Genomic DNA, 19,599 nt, shown 5'->3' with positions numbered 1-19,599 from the left:
TGGCTGTTTAAGGACACTTAGTCGAGTTCGCGATGGGTGCCCTCGGGAGTCAGTTTCACTGCAACTACTGCAGCGAGCATCGTGGCGATCCAGAAAATCGCGATGAGCCACAGTCCACCGCCGGCCGCGAGGCTCAGGCCTGCGACGATCATGGGTGTGAAGCCGGCACCCACCATCGAGGCACCTTGATACGCCAGCGAAGCGCCTGTGTAGCGGTTGCGGGTGGGAAATTGTTCGGCCACGTAGGCGGCGATAGGACCGTAGAGGAAGCCTTGCACCAAGCCGTTTCCCAGCACGATCGCCAGGGCAAATGCCCACAGTTCGCCGTTGTCGATGAGCAGCAGGATGGGGTAAGCAAGAACGGCACCCAAGAGGGATGCGCCGATGAGGACCCGACGCCGGCCAATCCTGTCGCTGAGTCGCGCCGAGTAGAAGCAGATAATCAAGGTCAGCAACGCTGCGAACGCTTTGATGTTCAGCACACCGTTCTTGTCGGCACCGTTCTCCACGGCTACCGATACGCCCCATACCGTGGTCATCGATTGGCAAACGTAGAAGGCAGTGGTGGCGAGCAAACCGAGCACCACGGCGCGGCGGTTGTTTTTGAGCACATCCAGCAGAGGCACCCGCCGCTTGGCTCCCTCTGCTTCAAGTTTCTGGAAAGCAGGTGTTTCGGACACTTTGAGGCGGATGACCATGCCCACCGCGATCAGCGCGGCACTGAGCAGGAACGGTACCCGCCAACCCCAAGTCAGGAAATCGTCGCCGGACAATGCTGCGAACAGGGACAGTGCGAGGGTGCCAAGGATGGCTCCTGCGGGTCCGCCGGCGTTGGCGAAAGCCGCAGCGTAGCCGCGGTGTTTCTTGGGTGCGTGTTCGATGGCCATCAGCGCAGCGCCACCCCATTCGCCGCCCACCGCCACGCCTTGGACCAGCCGGAGGACCACAAGCGCAAGGGGTGCGGCAATCCCGATCTGGGCTGTGGTGGGCAGCAAACCGATCATGGTGGTGCCGAAGCCCATGATGAGCATGGAGAGGACCAGCATCTTCTTGCGGCCCAGCCTGTCCCCGAAGTGTCCGAAGATCAGGCCACCAAGGGGGCGGGCTACGTACCCGACGGCGAGGGTGACGAAGGATGCGAAGAGGGCAAAGCCGGGGCCAAGATTTGCGAAAAAGACCTTGTTGAAAACGAGGCTGGCGGCAGTCGCGTAGAGCATGAAGTCGTAGTACTCGATTGCACTGCCGATGAAGCTGGACGCCAGGATGCGGCGCATGTCCTTGGACTTCATGGAGTTTTCAGGCACACCGCCGGGTGCTTCAGGGAGGGTGTCCTGGGATGGTGCTGAGCTCATGTGGTTCCTCAGTTCCGGGGATGGGGTTCGCGCATCAGCGCTGGCGCGCGAACGGAATGACGTCGAGATCGTTGGGAACGGTGAATCTTCCGGTGAAGTGCTCTTCGGCTTCGAGCCACACGGACGTGGAGGCGTGCCCGGGTACCAAGTGATGCAGGGCAAGGTGCTTGGCGCCGGCGGCATCTGCCAGCTTGGCTGCCTCGCGGACACTGGTGTGGGACTTGTAGTGGTGGTCGCGGGCGGCACGGCTGCCGTCGTCGGTCTTATCGGCGTACAGCGATTCCACCCAGTCGAAGTCGATGGCCTCGTGCAGCAGCAGGTCCGTGCCGTGGGCCAGGGTGATCATGTTTTCCGTATAGGCAGTGTCACCGGAGATGGTCACGGAACCTTCTGCAGTATCGAAGCGGAAGGCGAAGGCCGGCGCCACTGGAGGATGTTCCACCAGGATGGCGGTCACTGTTACCAACTCGTCGCGGTAAATCTCGAACGGTTCCATGTCCGGCGTCGGGTTGTTGTTGGGGTGGTAGCCGGTTTGTGCAGGTATCCGGATGTCTTCGGCTTTGAAGATGTCCAGGGGGCTGGGCCGCAGGCTGTCCAGGATGCGGTCATTGAGGTCCGTGGCGTGAGCGGCCATCAATTGCTCGAACATCTGCCGGGTGCCCGGCGTTGGGTTCTCCGGCGCCAAAGGAAGAAGATCGACGACGGCGCGTGGCGACACCGGGGGCAGCTCACCACGATTTCCGGGTCCAATGATTCTCACCGGGTTGTGGGCGCGGTCTGCGAGGGCGTACAGGCCAAAGATGCCGAGGCCGGCCAGATCATAGACGTGGTCCGAGTGGAGGTGGGTGATGAAGAGCGCCCTCAAATCTTTGAGCTCCAGGCCGGACTGGCTTAGCCTGCGTCCGGCGCCTTGGCCGAAGTCCACCAGGTAGAAGGCCTCTCCGACCACCACTGCGGTGGCTATTCCGGTGCGCTCACCGGAATCCGCTGCCGCCCACCATCTGGGCCCGCCAGCAGTTCCCAGGGTGACGATATGGGGCTTCAGGGATGACGTCAGTGTCACGAGTGTCTCCTTCGACGATGGCTTTCCTCCAGTGTGGCCCGGCTCACTGCGCTTGTATAATCAATCAATTCAAAGAAGTTCATAAGGAGAACTGATGGCAGAGTTCACCCTGCGCCAACTCGAGTATTTTGTGGCGGTGCTCGATCACGGCTCGCTCACCAGGGCTGCGAGTGAAAGCAATGTTTCCCAGGCCGCCGCCTCAATGGCGATCGCCCAGTTGGAGAAAAGCCTCGGCCTGGACCTGCTCATCCGGACCCGCGCGAAGAGGGTGGAGCCTACGCCGGCGGGACTTGAGCTGGGCGTCCGTGCCCGGCGAATCCTCGGGGAAACGGCGGATCTGCAGGCCGGGGCGCTGATGCGGTCCCATGAAGAGATGCGCGGCCGGGTGTCCATTGGCTGCATGGTGGCAATCTCGCCCCGGGTGATCCCGGAACTCATTGGCTATTTCGCCGAGAAGTGGCCTGAGGTGGAACTCGACTTCGTGGAGGGCGCTGCCGAAGACCTGCAGAAGGCGGTGGGGGAGGGCGAGTTGGACCTTGCCTTTGTTTACTCCCTTCAGGTGGTGCCGGGCGTGGATGTGGTCAAGGTAGTGGAATCGCGTCCGCAGTTCATGCTGGCTGCAAGCCACCCGTTGGCAGGAAGGGCATCGCTAAGTTTCGCCGACCTTGCCAGCGAGGATGTCATCCTCTTCAACGTGCCGCCCAGTGCCGAGCGCGTCACGGCCATGTTCCTCTCGGCGGGCATTGAGCCGAGGGTCCGCTGGAAAAGCCTGGTGGCGCAGACCATCCGCGGCGTGGTGGCCAGTGGAAGGGCCATCTCCGTGACTCACGCGTGGCCGGGGGTCGCGCCTGTTTACGCGGACGCCAAAGTTGCCCTGGTGCCTATTGAGGATGATCTCCCTGAGAGTTGGCTCGTGGCGGCTGTGCCCCCGGGAATCAAGCGGCCACGCAGGGTGGATGAGGTCATTGAGGCGGCGATCCACCTGGCCCGCTAAGCCCTAATGCTCATCTTTAGTTTCCCAAAGCAATCAATCTGAGTTATAGTTGCTTTAGGCAAACAAAAAGAGGGGTGTTTTCCATGTCCGTCGGTTCGGCCACGGCAACAGATCTTGTTCATCAAATTTTCGACCTCCAGCGCACCCTACGTTGCGTGGTGACCGCCCACATGGCCCGCGTTCCAGACGTCGGAATGGCGCTCCAAGGGGTCATGCGGTTCATTGGCGAGGGGGAGGCCCGGGCTACCCAACTGGCCACACGCCTGGGCGTCAGCGCTCCGGTCCTGAGCAGGCATGTCACCGAGCTTGAGGACCTTGGCTTTGTGGTGCGGCGACCGGATCCTGCGGATGGCAGGGCCCAACTCCTCGCCCTGACAGAAAGTGGCGCGGCCAAGCTGCGCGAATTCGAAGAACAACGCAGCGTGAGACTGCGGGATTACCTGGCGGATTGGAGCGAGGCAGACGCCCTCGAGGCCTCCCAGGTCATCAACAAACTCACTGTGTCCCTCAAGGACTCAATCCGGGCAACGGCGGCCGGCTCCATCACAACACACCAGACAGCTTAGGAGCCACCATGGCCACACCAGCAGTTCAGAACACCAAGGCGGTGGACGCCCCAGTGAGCCCCGCGGCCAGCAAGGCCGCCGCGCCCATGACCCACCGGCAGATCATGGAAGCCCTCACCGGGCTCCTTGCAGCCTTCTTCACGGCGATCCTCAGCAGCACCATTGTTGCCAACGCCCTGCCCACCATCATGTCCGAGCTCAAGGGCACGCAGACCGACTTCGCCTGGGTCATTACCGCCGCGCTGCTTGCGAACGCGGCCACCACGCCCATCTGGGGCAAACTCGCTGACCTCTTCGACAAGAAGCTGTTGGTCCAGCTGAGCATCATCATCTTCGTGGCCGGCTCGGTGATGGCGGGCCTGTCCGAAACCATCCCGCTGCTGCTGACCGCCCGCGTCATCCAAGGTGTGGCGATGGGTGGCCTCACCGCCTTGGCGCAAGCCATTATCGGTTCGATGATCCCGCCGCGCGATCGTGGCAAGTACTCCGGTTACATGGGCGCCGTCATGGCTGTAGGCACCGCGGGTGGCCCGCTGCTGGGTGGATTCATCGTTGACAGCCCGCTCGGCTGGCGCTGGACGTTCTTCGTCTGCGTACCGCTGGCCGTCGTCGCACTCATCCTGCTCCAGGTGACCCTTAAGATCCAGCACATCAAACGCCCCGCCAAGATCGACTGGCTCGGTTCCATCCTGCTGACCTCCGGCGTGAGCCTGCTCCTGATCTGGGTTTCCTTCGCAGGCAACCCGGACTACTACGACTGGTTCTCCTGGCAGTCGGCCCTCATGGTGGGTGGCGGCGTTGCCCTGTTGGCCGTCCTGGTGTTCGTGGAAACCAAGGTTGCACAGCCGATCATTCCGCTGAAGATCATCTCCGAGCGCACCACGGCTTTGGCCATTGTTGCCTCGGTTGCCGTCGGCATCGCCATGTTCGGTTCCTCTACCTTCCTGGGCCAGTACTTCCAGGTTGCCCGCGGTGCTACGCCCACGGAGGCGGGCCTGCTGACGCTTCCGATGATCGCCGGCAACCTGATTGGTTCGGTCGCATCCGGCATCCTGATCAGCCGCTTCGGTAAGTGGAAGAGGTTCCTGATCGCCGGCTCCGTCCTGCTGATCGGCGGGCTGGCGTTTGCTGGAACCATGGACCACACCACGGAACTGTGGATCGTGGCGATCTACACGGGCGTCTTTGGCCTGGGCCTTGGCATGCTGATGCAGAACCTGGTGCTGGCCGTGCAGAACACGGTCCAGGCAAAGGACATCGGAACGGCCAGTGCTTCGGTGGCGTTCTTCCGCTCGGTCGGTGGCGCGATCGGTGTCTCCGTCCTGGGTGCCATCATGTCCACCCATGTGAAGGACCTGGCCGTTGAAGGCATGGCGGCTGCGGGTATTCCTGTCCAGGGCGGTGCCTCCGGTGCCAGCATGGACCTGGCCGATATGCCCGCCCCCGTCGCCGACATCATGAGGGCTGCCTATGGCGACGCGACTGCCCAGATCTTCCTGATCTCCGCGATCATCAGCGTCGTGGCACTCCTGGCAGTGCTCTTCATCAAGGAACGGCCGCTGCGCCGAACCGTGGATGCAGCTCCGGAGAAGGAACTTGTTGCGACGGCCTCCTCGGACGCCGGGATGTCCCTGGACACGGCGTCGATGGACGCGCTGAAGGCGGAGGATCTGAAGGCTGACGGTCTGACTGCTGACGGTCTGAACGCGGACGACGACGACGCCGGCACCCTGGGTGCCGGGCGTCAGGTTCCGGTGGGCGAACGTCAGGTTCCGCACACCGAACGCACTACCTCCAGTCCGGACTCCGGCTCCGACCTGGATCTTGAGTTCGCCAGGATCCTTACGCAGGAACGCCCGCATGCGGGCAATGACGTGAGGGAAGTGCAGGAGCAACTGTCACGCACCCAATACGTCCTGGCCGAACAGCAGTTGCAGCTGAGCCGTGCCAACGTCGAACTGCAGGCGAGGTTGCGGGAGCAGCAGGCCATCGCTGAACAGCAGGCCAGCACCGCCGAGGAACTCGCAGCAATCCGAAAGGAACTGAAGCGGGAACGCCGGCAGCAGGAACGGATGGCGTTACTGCTTCTCCAAGGCGTGGAAGCGCGTCCGGACCACGGCAAGCACGCAGGCTGACACCACCGGTCTGAAGAGGTTCGGACGGAAGCGCCGGCTGGGATTCCAGCCGGCGCTTTTTGCCGTCTCCGGGTTTCTGGTGCCGACTGCTGCCCGGGCACCTGCGACACGGCAAATACTCCGCTGGGATGATCTTTTCCGTAGGTTGTTTCGCCCGGGCAACGGATTTCGTAGAGTAGGGAGGCTAATACTGTCAGCCCTTGCTGCAACACTTCTCTTATCTCATTCGCGCACTTTTTCTAAGGACCCGTGGGCATGCTTGTCACCCTTATACGGCGCTATTCCAAGCCGTATTTGCCGCAGATTGTGGCCGTGCTGATCTTTCAGCTGGCGTCCACCATCGCCACGCTCTATCTCCCCAGCCTCAACGCCAGAATCATTGATGAGGGAGTGTCCCGAGGCGACACCGATTTCATCTGGCAGACGGGTGCGCTCATGCTCGCCGTCGCCCTTGGGCAGGTGCTCACTGCCATCGTCGCCGTGTACTTCGGCTCCCGCGTTGCCATGGCGATCGGTCGGGATTTGCGCCGCAGCGTCTTCCGTCAGGTGAGTAGTTTCTCCGCCCAGGATGTCAACAAGTTTGGTGCTCCCACACTGATTACGCGTGGAACCAACGATGTCCAGCAGGTTCAGATGTTGGTGCTCATGGGCCTGAACTTCATGGTGTCCACGCCTATTATGTGCGTTGGCGGCATCATTATGGCGCTCCGCGAGGACCTCAACCTCTCCTGGCTCGTGTGGGTTTCCGTTCCCGTCCTGGTAGCGGTTGTGGGCTACCTTGTGGTCCGGCTCATGCCGCTTTTCCGCTCCATGCAGACCAAGATCGATGCCATCAACGGCGTGCTGCGGGAGCAGATCATCGGTATCCGGGTGGTTCGCGCTTTTGTGCGTGAACCCCACGAGGCCAAGCGCTTCGGCGATGCCAATGACGACCTCACAGCTGTATCCGTGAAAATCGGCAACCTGTTTGTGCTGATGTTCCCGGCCATCGGCATGATCCTCCACCTCTCCACTGCTGCCGTTCTCTGGTTCGGCGGCCAGCGCGTGGACTCCGGCGAGATGCAGGTGGGTGCGCTCACGGCATTCCTCCAGTACCTGCTGCAGATCCTGATGGCCGTCATGATGGGCACGTTCATGGCCATGATGATCCCCCGCGCGTCGGTTTGTGCAGACCGCATCGGCGAGGTTCTCGATGTCGAGCCGTCCATCCACAACCCCAGCTCGCCCGTGGTTCCCGCAGAGAAGAAGGGACGCGTCGAATTCCGGGACGTCACCTTCAAGTACCCCGGTGCCGAGGCTCCGGTGCTGAGCAACATTTCCTTCACTGCTGAGCCGGGCAAGACCCTGGCCATCATTGGTTCCACGGGTGCCGGCAAGACCACCCTGGTTTCGCTGCTGCCGCGACTTTACGATGTCGCCTCCGGCGAAGTACTGCTCGACGGCGTCCCCGTCACCAACATGGATGCCTCAGAGATCACCAGCCGGGTATCGGCCGTTCCGCAGAAGCCGTATCTGTTCTCCGGAACCATCGAGCACAACCTGCGCTTTGGCAAACCGGACGCCACTGACGAGGAACTCTGGGATGCCTTGGAAACCGCCCAAGCCAAGGGCTTCGTGGAGGAAAAGTCTTCGGGCCTGAACAGGCGCATCGCCCAGGGCGGAACCAACGTCTCCGGTGGACAACGCCAGAGACTCTCGATTGCCCGTGCCTTGGTGACGAAACCCAACGTCTACCTGTTCGATGACTCATTCTCTGCCTTGGACGTCGCTACGGACGCCCGGCTCCGAAAGGCCCTGAAGGCCAAAACCCGGGATGCGACGGTCATTATTGTGGCCCAACGTGTCTCCACCATCGCGGACGCGGACGAGATCCTCGTGCTGGATAACGGCAGGATCGTTGACCGCGGAACGCACGACGAACTGCTTGAGACGTCACCCACGTACCAGGAAATCGTTGAATCCCAGCTGAGCGTGGAGGAAGTGGCATGAGCGAGCAGGACCAGCAGAAGAAGCGCGGCTGGGCTGCCAAAGCACAAGCCGCAAAGGATGCCAAGGCTACAGCGGAGGCTGAAGCAGCAACCGAAGCACTTGACGACGACGACTTCGTCGAAGAGGAATACGTCCCTTCAGAAGCCGATGGCGGCATGTTCGGCGATGTCCCGGCAAAGAAGGCCAAGGAGTTCTGGCCGTCCGCCAAGCGACTCATGGGCTTGCTCAAGCCCGAGGCCGTTGGCGTGTACATCGTGATCGGGCTCGTCATCGTCTCGGTGGTCCTTAACGTGATCGCCCCCAAGGTCCTGGGCAATGCCATGGACGTCATTTTCGGGGGCGTCATGGGCAAGCAGATCCCTGAGGGCGTCTCCAAAGAGCAGTTCGTGGAGCTTATGCGCCAGCAGGGCGAGGGTAACTTTGCGGACATGGTCTCCAAGATGGAGCTCACCAACGGGATCGACTTCCCCAAGCTGACGTTCCTGATTTCGATCGTGCTCCTCATGTATTTTGTGGCCAACATCTTCCTGTGGGCCCAGGGGTGGTTGCTCAACAGGATCGTCATGCGGGTCATCAAGAAGCTCCGCAACGACGTCCAGGCCAAGCTCAACCGGCTTCCGTTGAACTACTTCGACACCCGCCAGCGCGGTGACATCCTGTCCCGCGTCACCAACGACGTCGACAACGTCCAGCAAGGCCTCCAGCAGGCGTTCTCCCAGTTGGTCAGCTCGGTGCTCACAGTCCTTGGCATCACGGTCATGATGTTCATCGTGTCCTGGGAGTTGGCGCTGATTGCTTTGATCGCCCTGCCGTTGTCCGGCATCGTGGCAGGTGTTATTGGTGCCCGCAGCCAGAAACTCTTCGCAGCACAGTGGAAGAACACCGGCGCACTGAACGGCCAAATCGAAGAATCGTTCTCCGGCCACGACCTCGTGAAGGTCTTCGGGCGCGATGCCGACATGCTGGAGCGTTTCGACGACAAGAACGAGGAACTCTACAAGGCCTCCTTCGGTGCGCAGTTCGTGTCCGGCGTCATCTTCCCCGCCATGAACTTCGTGTCCTACCTGTCCTATGTCGGCATCGCCGTGGTGGGTGGCCTCCGGGTTGCGTCGGGCTCCATGAGCCTGGGCGACGCCACGGCATTCATCCAGTACTCGCGTGAGTTCACCCAGCCCCTGGGCCAGATCGCCGGTATGGCGAACATGCTCCAGTCCGGCGTGGCCTCTGCCGAGCGCGTCTTCGAGTTCCTTGATGCTGATGAAGAAGTCGAAGAAAACGGCACACGTCACCTGCCTTCCAAGACCGATGGTCACGTTGAGTTCGAGCACGTCTCGTTCAGCTACGTGGAGGACAAGCCGCTCATTGAGGACCTGTCCTTCTCGGCTGAACCTGGCCACACGGTGGCGATCGTAGGACCCACGGGTGCCGGTAAAACCACCTTGGTGAACCTCGTGATGCGTTTCTACGAGCTCAACGCCGGCCGGATCACCTTGGATGGCGTGGACATCAAGGACCTCACCCGTTCCGAGCTCCGATCCAAGGTGGGCATGGTGTTGCAGGATGCCTGGCTCTTCGGCGGGACCATCTACGACAACATCAAGTACGGCAACCTGGACGCTACAGAGGAGCAGATCATGGAGGCGGCCAAGGCCACCTACGTGGACCGCTTCGTCCGTGCACTGCCTGACGGCTACCAGACGATCATTGACGAAGAAGGAAACAACGTCAGTGCTGGTGAGAAGCAGCTGATCACGATCGCCCGGGCCTTCGTCTCCGATCCCTCGTTGCTGATCCTGGACGAAGCCACCAGCTCCGTGGATACCCGCACCGAACTGCTGCTGCAGAAGGCCATGGCTGCCCTCCGCACGGACCGGACGAGCTTCGTGATCGCCCACCGCCTCTCCACCATCCGGGACGCAGACACCATTTTGGTCATGGAGAACGGCAAGATCGTGGAGCAGGGCAACCACACCCAACTGCTCGCCCTCCAAGGCGCGTACTACCGGTTGTACATGTCGCAGTTCGCCGGCGAGGAAGAGACCGCTGTGAATGATTCGACGGCGGTGCACAGCTGAGTACCGATTCATTGAAGACCGGGCAACCTGCACGGGATTCCCTTGCACCCCAGCGCATTGAGGTCCTTGTACCCATGCGCTGGGGTGACATGGACGCTTATGGACACATCAACAATGTGCAGATCGTTCGCATGTTGGAGGAGGCCCGCATCGCAGCCTTCGGGCCTCCCCGCGGCGCGGGACTTCCCGGCGTAGAGCCTCCGGCTGCCCTGTTCAACGACGTTGAAGAAGGCATCATGACACTCGTGGTGGAGCACAAGGTCCGGTATGTCCGGACCTTGGAGTACCGCAACATTCCGGCTGTCGTGGAGATCTGGGTTGGTGCCGTCAAAGGCGCAAGCTTCGATCTTCACTACGTCATCAAGGACCCTGTTACGCGGGAGGATTGCGTCAAGGCCACCACACACTTGGCGTTCGTTGCCGAGGACACCGGCCGGGTCCTCAGGCTCACTCCCGGGCAGAAGGAAAAGTTGGAGCGGTACCGCGCGTAGAGTTTCAGCATGAAACTTGAAATTGCCGTGGTCAGTGCCGCCGGTGCGGGTACCGCTGCCGCTGAGGGAGCCCACCGGGTGGAGCTGTGCAGCAGCCTGGAACTGGGTGGCATCACGCCCAGCCAGGGGCTCATGGAAGCCAGCATGGAGCACGTTGACGGCCGTCTGGAGATCCATCCGTTGATTCGCTCCAGGCCCGGCGACTTCCGGTACTCAGCCTCGGAGGTGGACACGATGGTCCATGAGATCCGCCACCTTCTGGCGCAGGGTGCCCATGGGGTGGTGGTGGGGGCGCTGACTCCGTCCGGAGATTTGGACGTTCACACGATCCAGCGCCTGGTGGAAGCCGCCAGGGCGGCCAACCCCGGAGCCCAGCTGACCTTTCACCGGGCCATCGATCAATCCAAGGAACCGTTGGCCGTGCTGGAGCAGCTTGTTGAGCTGGGCTTCACCAGGGTCCTGACGTCCGGACACGAAGCCACCGCTGGTGCGGGTCTGAAGACCTTGGCTGCAATGGCAGAACGGTCCGGGGGTGCTGTGGAAATCATGGCTGGTGGAGGATTGACCCTTGAAGACATCCCTGCCATGCACGCCGCGGGCCTGTCCGCTGTTCACTTGTCCGCCAAGAAGACGGTATCCACCCTCGGGGATGGTGCCATCTCCCTTGGCGCCCAGGATGGGGCAGACCCCACCGCCTACACCGTCACCGACCGCGAAGTGGTTCGGGCAGCAAAGGCGATGGTGAACGCGCTGGACCTGGCCGCCGCAAGATAACCCGGACGTCCACCGTCTTGGGGCAGAAATCCCAGTAAGTACGCATCGCAATAACCCTTTACGAGCCCTCTGAAGGCCGGGATGATGTAAGGATTCACCAACGTGGTGAAAAGCCCCGGACGCTACCCTTCAGGAGTCCCAGCGATGCCGCTGCCCACGCCGGTTTCACCGGCCGTCACGTCCCCACCCATCATCACCCCAAGCAACAGGACAACAGGCCACCCGGAGGTGGAATGTGGCCTGGGGGCATGGGACAAGCTGCTCTATGGAAACCACCGATTCGTCGTGGAAGTTGTGGAAGCCCCCCACGGCGCGGGTCAGGCCCACAGGGTGGTCCTCCCATGGCGTCGACAGGACAAGGACCCGGCGTCGGTGGACGTCATCGTCGTCTCGGAAAGGACCGGTTCCAGGGTCCGGAACGTGATCGTGGAAGTGGCCACCCGTGAGTCCGGAAGCATCGTTTTCGAAGCGATCGACGGCCACGGGATTTATTTCTTCTATTACTTGCCTTACGCCATGCTGGGGAAGCCCCACTACCCCCAAGCTGAGTACCTCCCGCATCGTCCATCGGCAGAGCCTGGGTGGGCCGCCGGCGTCGTGCCTTCACCGTGGTGGCAGGCGGCTGACGCCGAACATCCGGACAACGAACTACCCCAGGCAACCGTCCTCCGTTATGAAGCCGCCAGCGGACGCGACTCCTTCGCTCCGATGAACTTCACGGCCCGGGCGGACGAGGTGGAAGTACTCAACACCAGACATGCGGGCGAGGCTTTCCTGCTTTTCCCCGAGGACCGGCTGAATCCGGTCTCCATGCAAGGGGATCTGCCGGCGCATTGGGTCATCAATGGACCGCAGCGGAGCTTCCACGCGAGTGCAGAACCGGGGGAGGACTACGTGGTCCAGGTAGGCGTCTACGCGCTGGAGGATCTGCACGGCGTGAGGGTCGACGTCACCTCGTCGGCCGGCGGTCATTGCCTCAACACCGATGGCGTAGACCGTCTTGGGAAGCCGTGGCACACCAGCCTGGCTGTTCCGGCCGGACAGGTGCAGGCGCTGTATGTGATTCTGCCGGTCCCCCAGGAAAGAGCCGGAACCACTCTGGAAGCGTTGCTGAGGGTCACTGCCGCCGGCCAAGCGGCCCAAGAGGTTGAGGTCAGGCTGGACGTGGCCGCCGACAGCGGTGCGGACCCGGCGGTTGCCGCCGGCGGCTTCGGCGATCCCCGTTTGCTGCGCCGCTTGGCCTGGCTGGATTCGCGGGTGGCCCAGGATGCGGAACTCGTCAGCCCTTTCACGGCCATCACGCTGGACCAATCCAGCAGGACGTTGGGGATTCTGGGCAGGTCCCTGCGGTTGGCGGAGTCGGGACTCCCTGCGCAGGTGACGTCGACCTTCACCGCCGCCGTGACCGCAACGGACGGTCCCGACGTCGAGCTCTTCAGTGGCCCGATGTGCCTCGACATCGACGGCATCGAATGGAGCTATGCACCAATAGCCTTCAGGGAGGAGGGGCCAGCCCGGATCTCGTGGCGATCCACGTGGACGGGGCTGAAGGAGGCCAAGGCCGTGCTGGCTCTGGAGCTGAACGGCGTGCTCGACGCCGAAGGAGCGGTTTCGTACTCGCTGCGGCTCAGTCCCGGGGGAACCACGGACGTGAACGACGTCGGCCTGCAGCTTGAGTTTCAAGAGGCTGCGGTTCCGCTCGCGATGGGCCTGGGACTTCCCGGCGGGCGGCGTCCGGAGTCCTTGGACTGGACGTGGGACGTGGCGACGAAGAACCAGGATGCGCTATGGCTCGGGAACGTGAACGTGGGGATACAGGTGGCCCTTCGGGATGGGAGCTACGAGCGGCCTCTGAACACCAATTTCTACCGGGAAAAGCCGTTGGTGGAACCGGTGTCCTGGGCCAATCGGCAGGAGGCAGGCGGCGAAAGCACAGTCCGCGGCGGGGTCACCCTCCGGACCGGCGGGGGCTGCGTGACACTGAACGCCTTCAGCGGCGCCCGGACGCTCGCGGCGAACGAGCCACTGGACTTCAACTTTCGCCTGCTCCTGACACCGTTCAAACCACTCCAACCCGGCCGCCACTTGGCCAAGCGCTACTTCCATCAGCCTGCGGCCCCCGCGGACATCTCAGCTGCCGGAGCCACGGTAGTCAACGTCCACCACGCCACGGCACCGGCGCCCTATATCAACGACCCCCTGCTGACTGCGGACCCGCTGCGGAAGTACATCGACGAATGCCACCGGCACGGACTGAAAGCCAAGGTGTACAACACGGTCCGTGAGCTCACGTTCCACAGCCCGGAGCTGCTGCCGTTGTTGCAACTGGACCACGAGATCTTCAGCGATGGTCCTGGCGCCGGACACATCTGGCTCCAGGAGCATGCCGGGAACGGCTACGTGTCCGCCTGGTTCGCTCCTGATGTGGAGGACATCGCAGTGGTGACGACGGGTGAGTCCCGGTGGGAGAACTTCTACGTTCGCAGCTTGCAGGAGCTGGCCAGCGGGGAGGATGGGATCGACGGCATCTATCTTGACGACATTGCCTACGACCGCCACGCGATGCTTCGGGTCCGCAAGGTCCTGGAGAGGGCCTGCCACGCCCGTGGCGTGGACGGTCCCGAGATAGACCTTCACTCTGCAAACCAGTTCACGGCTCACGACGGGTACGCGTCCTCGGCCAATCTGTACATGGAGCAACTGCCCTATGTGGACAGGCTCTGGCTGGGGGAGTATTTCGACTATGACTCCACCGATCCCGAGTATTGGCTGGTGGAACTGTCCGGCATTCCGTTCGGGCTTATGGGCGAGATGTTGGAAGGCGGCGGCAATCCGTGGCGGGGAATGGTGTTCGGCATGACCGGCCGGGCGCCCGCCGTCGACAACCGGCCGCTCTGGGAATTCTGGGCCGAAACCGGGCTGGAGCACGCCCACATGCAGGGGTTCTGGGACCCGCAATCACCCGTGCGGTCCAGCCATCCGGACATCCGGGCCACCACCTGGCTCACGGAACGCGGAATGGTGGTGGCGCTGGCTTCCTGGGCCAGGCACACTGAACACGTGAGGTTGCTGTTCGACGACGTCGCTGCCGCCACCAGCCGCATCATCGCCCCGGCGATCCCCGGTTTCCAACCCGCCGCGAGCTATGCGCCCGGCGATTCCATCACCCTTGATCCGCAGCGCGGCCTCCTCCTCACGATCGGATACTGACGTGGCCACCACTACCAGCTCGAACCTCACCGTCACCACCATTACCCTGACCATGGCCGAGCTCGGTCCGCTCAACCCGTTGCCCGTGGTAGCCGCCGAGCTTGACCAGCCCTACACCGTGGGCGAAGGCGTCCCGGAGGAACTCCAGGCGTCGGCCCGCTATGGTGTGGTGCCCAACGTCTACCCGTATCTCATGCAGGACGGGTACAGCCGCGACGCGGCACCCCGGGAGGTCCCCGCCGTCGTGCTTGAAAACAGCAAGCTCAAGGTGACAGTCCTCCCGTCCCTGGGCGGGCGCATCTGGGAGCTGCTGGACAAAGCGACGGGCAAACAGCTCCTCCACACCCACGACGCCCCGCAGCTGGCCAACATCGCGCTGCGCAAGGCGTGGTTCGCGGGCGGGCTGGAATGGAACATCGGTACCCGCGGCCATTCGCCCACAAGTTGCGATCCGCTGCACACCGGGATCGTGCACACCCCGGGCGGGAAGCACATCCTGCGGATGTGGGAGTTCGAACGGCTGCGGGAAGTGGTGTTCCAAGTGGACATCTGGTTGCCGGAAGACTCAGCCGTTTTGTTCGCCGCCGTCCGGCTGCGGAACCCCAACGACCATGACGTTCCCATGTATTGGTGGAGCAACGCCGCCATCCCGGAAACGGCCGGCACCCGCGTGATCGCGCCGGCGGGCGAAGCCTACGGCAGCGACTACACCACGGACATCACCCGCGTCCGGCCCACCAGCCACGAAGGCTATGACGGCACGTGGCTGGTCAACAGCCCGCACGCGGCTGACTTTTTCTTCGACATCGACCCCTCCGAGCGGCGTTGGGTTGTGGCCGCAGACGACGACGGCGATGGGCTGGCGATGCTGTCAACGGACCTCCTGAGGGGAAAGAAGCTCTTCGTGTGGGGCCAGGGCCAAGGTGGGAAACGGTGGCAGGAGTGGTTGAGCCCCGGTGCCGGGCCTTATGCCGAGATCCAGGCTGGGTTGGCCCAGACGCAGTTTGAACACCTGGTGATGCCAGCCGGCGCGGAGTGGGCGTGGGTAGAGGCGTACGGGAACGGGCATCTGGATCCGGACGCGTCGCATGGCACCGACTGGGACGCCGCGGTGGCACACGCCGGCGAACGTTTGGAGCAGCTTCTGCCGCACGACGTACTCGAAGCGATGCTTCCCGCAGCCATTGCCGACGCCAACGTCCCACCGTCGACAATGCTGCTGCACGGCAGCGGCTGGGGCGTGGCAGAGCGTGCGCGCCGCCTGAAAACAGGCAGGGCGTGGATCGATGAGACCGGAACCCCTTTCGTGGATGAGAGCGTCACAGGGGAGCAGGAGCCCTGGCTTGGGCTACTGCAAGGAAAAGCGTTCGACGGCGCGCCCAGCTTCGTCGCCGGGGCGGACTGGGAGGAGTTGCTGGCACGGCAGGACAGCCCTGGCGCGAAACTGCATCTGGCCACCATGAGGCACGCCCGGCAGGACCTGGAGGGTGCGAAGGCTGCCTACAGCGAGGTGCTGGCCACGGACGCCACGCCGGGGACAAAGGCGCTCGCACATCGTGGGCTGGGATTGGCGCTGCTCGCCGGCGGCCAGGACACGGAAGGGCTCGCCGAGCTCAGGAACGGCGTGGACAGCGACCCTTCAAACGCAGCCTTGCTGACCGAAGCCGTCACTCTCAGCATCCGGCACGGTGACCCGGCCATGGCGCTGGAACTGAGTGCATCGGCACCCAAGGAGGGGACCGGCGTCGGACGTTTGCGGTTCCTGAGGGCCTTGGCGCTTGCACGAACCGGAAATTCGGGGGAGGCGGCCGCGATCCTGCGTGAGGGCGTGGAGATTCCGGACCTACGTGAAGGTGAAGACGCCATCGCGGCCCTGTGGGAAGAAGTCTGCCCGGACGAGCCTGTTCCGGCTCCTTACCAATTCGGGATGCACTGACCCCTGCCCCGGTGTGGCCTCCCGCACATCCGGGTCAATGTCTGAAAGCGTGTTCTGGACGAATCAGCGACGACGAACGGAGCACGGATTGATCCCCGAAATACCAGGACTGCCGCAGATGGAGTGGACGTCTTCGCCTGGACACGTGAGCTACGACGAGGCGGAGGGAACGCTGACGCTCACGGCAGCTCCCGGCGTCGATTGGACCAACGATTCCCTGGGCGGGGAGCCGCAGCATGCGGCCACGGCGCTGGGCTTCAGGGCGCCGGCGGCTTTCTCGCTCTCGGCCCGGGTTCTGGTGGCCTCGCCCAGGACAACGTTCGACGCCGGCGTGTTGACGTTGTGGGCGGACAGCGATCATTGGGCCAAGCTCTGCTTCGAGTACTCGCCGCAAGGGGAAGCCATGGTGGTCAGCGTGGTCACCAACGGATATTCCGACGATTCCAACGGCCCGCTGGTTACGGCGCCTTGGATCTATTTGCGGGTCAGCAGGGTTGGTCCAGCGTGGGCGTTCCACTCATCAGCCGATGGCAGGGAATGGTCCTTTGTCCGCCTGTTCAGGTTGGATTCGGACAAACCCGTGCACGTCGGGTTCATGTCGCAGGCGCCCATGGGAGAGAGCTGCGAGGCGCGTTTTGACGCCATCGAATGGACGGAAGAACCTCCGGCAGATTTGCGCGACGGAAGTTAGCCCGGGTCAAACGGGTGGAGCGGCTGCCTGTGGATATCCAGATGCTTGGGTAAACCAAACAAGGTAAGTTGGCATGGTGATTCCCTCCGTGAAACCTGCCATTGACCGCGCCCCCGGAGTCTCCAAGGAGATCGAGGACGCGGCCTGGTATGTGCTCGGTCCGGCGCTGCAGGGGAGACCTTCGGCGCTGGACGGCCGGACACTGACGTGGACAGCTGATGCCGCCGGTGAGCTGCTGGAACGGCTTGAGCGTGGGGTGGAAGATTCCAAAGCTCCCATGATGACCAATCTTCGGCAGAACCTGGAAGGCGCGTCGCGTGAGGCCAAGTTGCTGGCTGTGGAATTGCTGTTCCTGCAGTCGCTGCCGCTCGCGCACGAGGTCAAGTCCCTCAGGGTGAAGCGTGCCCGTGTTGCCGAGGCCGCGTCCTGGGTTGAGCCGGCCATTGAGCTGCCTGAAGAACTCTACGAGGGCATGACGGACCATGGAGTCATCCGTGACCGTACGGCGGAGTTCAACTGGACCATCTGGGATCACTTGAAGTGGCTGTGCCGCTTTGTGGCCCACGTGGACCGCCAGAGCACAGCCACCATCAATCAGGCTCTTGAGGACCCGCTGAAGTTCCACGAACTCGCAGCCGCAACACCCGAAGACCAACCTGCCCTGCGCCGCAGCATCGAGTACCTGGTGTGGCCCAGTTATTTTGAGCCCGTGGTGGCCGATGTAGAACGCCAGGAGATCCGGGACGCCTTTGCTTCGCTCGTGGGCGGAGCCAAGGGTGACTCGGACGAGGACATCACTGCGGATATCCACCGCATCCGCCTGCACCTGGACGAACAAGCCGGGCAGCGCATCGACTGGTACGCCCGCCAACTGGTGAGCCAATGGCGCAAAGTGGGAGATCCAGGTCGTCGCTCCTGGCTCCTGCGCACCCATCACGATAATGCGGACCTCTTGGCTGCCTGGGTAGCCGAAGAGAAGGCCACCTTGGATGTGGAACACCTGCGGACCCTGACGGCAGGCGTTACTGCAGGCGTGGTCCAGCACGCCGTGGACGAGGACTACAAACACCTTGGCTATGTGGAACGCGAGGATACCAAGACCGCCGTCTTTGCCTTCCTGACGGTGATGAAACCGGGCGATCTCACGCTCTACCAGCATGCGGGCAGGGTCCGTGTTGGCGTTGTCCTGGGCGAGCCCGAACACCACGAGGACAACCGCCGCATCCGCCGCAAGGTCCGCTGGTTCGATGACAGTTACGCCATCCCCGAACTTCCGCGGCATGCCCAGCGTCAACTGTCCACACCCGGGATCCTGGTGGATGTCACCAGGGTCATCCAGGCCCTGCAGGAACTGCTCCCGGTAGAAGCCGAAACCGACGGCGAGGACGAGGCCCCGCCCACCGCCGTCGTCGAGGTTGTCCAACAAGGTTTCCGGCCCCTGACCGAAGAGTTTGCAGCGTCCCTGCACATGGACCTCGAACCCCTCGAGGAGATCGCGGAGCTGCTGGAGGAGAACCGGCAGTTGGTTCTCTATGGTCCTCCGGGAACCGGTAAGACGTACCTCGCCAAACACCTTGCCGCCGAGCTCGCGGGCGATCACACCGATGAACGGGTGAAGCTGGTCCAGTTCCACCCGTCGTATGCCTACGAGGACTTCTTCGAGGGCTACCGCCCGGACAAGACCGACGACGGCCAGGTCTCCTTCAAGCTCGTGGCGGGACCCTTGCGCCGGCTCGCGGAGGAAGCCGCCAAACCGGAAAACGCGCATAAGCCGTACTTCCTCATCATCGACGAAATGAACCGCGCCAACCTGGCCAAGGTTTTCGGTGAGCTGTACTTCCTGCTTGAGTACCGGGACGACCGGATTTACCTGCAATACAGCCCCAATGAGCCGTTCAGCTTGCCTGACAACCTCTACATCATCGGCACCATGAACACCGCTGACCGTTCCATCGCCATGATGGATGCGGCCATCCGCCGCCGTTTCGCGTTCATCGAGCTGCACCCCAAGGAGGAACCGATACGCGGCACGTTGCGCCGGTTCCTAGAAGCGCGGGGGCTGGACACGCTCAACGCGGACCTGCTGGATGCGCTCAACGACGCGATTGACGACTGGGACCGGGACCTGATGATCGGGCCGTCGTATTTCATGAAGAACGCCGCCCAGAACCCCACGGGCCTGCGCCGGATCTGGAAATACGAGCTCATGCCGCTGTTGGAAGAGCACTACCACGGGCAACTGAACCGGGCACAGCTGGAGGAGCGCTTCGGCCTGGACCAGCTGCTGGGACGTCTTGCAGCCCGCTAAGGCCATCCCGCCGCG

General features: G+C 62.9%; 13 protein-coding genes. 11 read left to right on the top strand and 2 right to left on the bottom strand.

The window, feature by feature from the left end; all coding sequences use genetic code 11:
* Nucleotides 1–17 precede the first annotated feature (17 nt).
* Both WBN73_RS16995 and WBN73_RS16990 read right to left on the bottom strand, forming a co-directional pair.
* The gene (locus tag WBN73_RS16995) at nucleotides 18–1,352 is read right to left on the bottom strand and encodes an MFS transporter (RefSeq protein ID WP_280627152.1); all 1,335 of its coding nucleotides are present in this window, start codon (nucleotides 1,350–1,352) and stop codon (nucleotides 18–20) included.
* 34 nt (nucleotides 1,353–1,386) lie between these two features.
* A complete protein-coding gene (locus tag WBN73_RS16990) occupies nucleotides 1,387–2,415 on the bottom strand; it encodes an MBL fold metallo-hydrolase (RefSeq protein ID WP_337340878.1) in 1,029 nt (342 codons plus the stop codon).
* 94 nt (nucleotides 2,416–2,509) lie between these two features.
* Between WBN73_RS16990 and WBN73_RS16985 the strand changes: the two genes are divergently transcribed.
* The 11 genes from WBN73_RS16985 (at nucleotide 2,510) to WBN73_RS16935 (ending at nucleotide 19,584) form a co-directional block, all read left to right on the top strand.
* On the top strand, nucleotides 2,510–3,409 hold the full coding sequence (locus WBN73_RS16985) for a LysR family transcriptional regulator (RefSeq protein WP_337340877.1): 900 nt from the start codon (nucleotides 2,510–2,512) through the stop codon (nucleotides 3,407–3,409).
* An 83-nt stretch (nucleotides 3,410–3,492) separates the two neighbouring features.
* Nucleotides 3,493–3,975, top strand: a complete 483-nt coding sequence (locus WBN73_RS16980; RefSeq protein ID WP_207596617.1) for a MarR family winged helix-turn-helix transcriptional regulator — start codon at nucleotides 3,493–3,495, stop codon at nucleotides 3,973–3,975.
* An 8-nt stretch (nucleotides 3,976–3,983) separates the two neighbouring features.
* Entirely contained in the window at nucleotides 3,984–6,110 is a 2,127-nt protein-coding gene (locus WBN73_RS16975) for an MFS transporter (protein WP_337340876.1), read from the top strand.
* A gap of 255 nt (nucleotides 6,111–6,365) precedes the next feature.
* On the top strand, nucleotides 6,366–8,099 hold the full coding sequence (locus WBN73_RS16970) for an ABC transporter ATP-binding protein (RefSeq protein ID WP_207596619.1): 1,734 nt from the start codon (nucleotides 6,366–6,368) through the stop codon (nucleotides 8,097–8,099).
* A complete protein-coding gene (locus WBN73_RS16965) occupies nucleotides 8,096–10,174 on the top strand; it encodes an ABC transporter ATP-binding protein (protein ID WP_278251949.1) in 2,079 nt (692 codons plus the stop codon). Before WBN73_RS16970 ends, WBN73_RS16965 begins: the two co-directional genes overlap by 4 nt.
* Nucleotides 10,175–10,248: 74 nt before the next feature.
* On the top strand, nucleotides 10,249–10,665 hold the full coding sequence (locus tag WBN73_RS16960) for an acyl-CoA thioesterase (RefSeq protein WP_207597491.1): 417 nt from the start codon (nucleotides 10,249–10,251) through the stop codon (nucleotides 10,663–10,665).
* Between the two features lie 9 nt (nucleotides 10,666–10,674).
* A complete protein-coding gene (locus WBN73_RS16955) occupies nucleotides 10,675–11,439 on the top strand; it encodes a copper homeostasis protein CutC (protein WP_337340875.1) in 765 nt (254 codons plus the stop codon).
* Between the two features lie 102 nt (nucleotides 11,440–11,541).
* Nucleotides 11,542–14,649: a glycoside hydrolase domain-containing protein gene (locus WBN73_RS16950; protein ID WP_337455612.1), complete on the top strand. Its 3,108-nt coding sequence runs from the start codon at nucleotides 11,542–11,544 to the stop codon at nucleotides 14,647–14,649.
* A gap of 1 nt (nucleotide 14,650) precedes the next feature.
* On the top strand, nucleotides 14,651–16,585 hold the full coding sequence (locus WBN73_RS16945) for a DUF5107 domain-containing protein (RefSeq protein ID WP_337340873.1): 1,935 nt from the start codon (nucleotides 14,651–14,653) through the stop codon (nucleotides 16,583–16,585).
* Nucleotides 16,586–16,730: 145 nt separating this feature from the next.
* A complete protein-coding gene (locus WBN73_RS16940) occupies nucleotides 16,731–17,276 on the top strand; it encodes a DUF1349 domain-containing protein (RefSeq protein ID WP_242703543.1) in 546 nt (181 codons plus the stop codon).
* Between the two features lie 73 nt (nucleotides 17,277–17,349).
* Entirely contained in the window at nucleotides 17,350–19,584 is a 2,235-nt protein-coding gene (locus tag WBN73_RS16935; RefSeq protein WP_207596623.1) for an McrB family protein, read from the top strand.
* The last annotated feature ends 15 nt before the right edge of the window (nucleotides 19,585–19,599 follow it).

Source organism: Paenarthrobacter sp. CCNWLY172, from assembly GCF_037402035.1.
GTDB lineage: Bacteria > Actinomycetota > Actinomycetes > Actinomycetales > Micrococcaceae > Arthrobacter.
The sequence above is the reverse complement of the archived record's forward strand: the minus strand, read 5'-3'. Positions and strand labels throughout refer to the sequence as shown.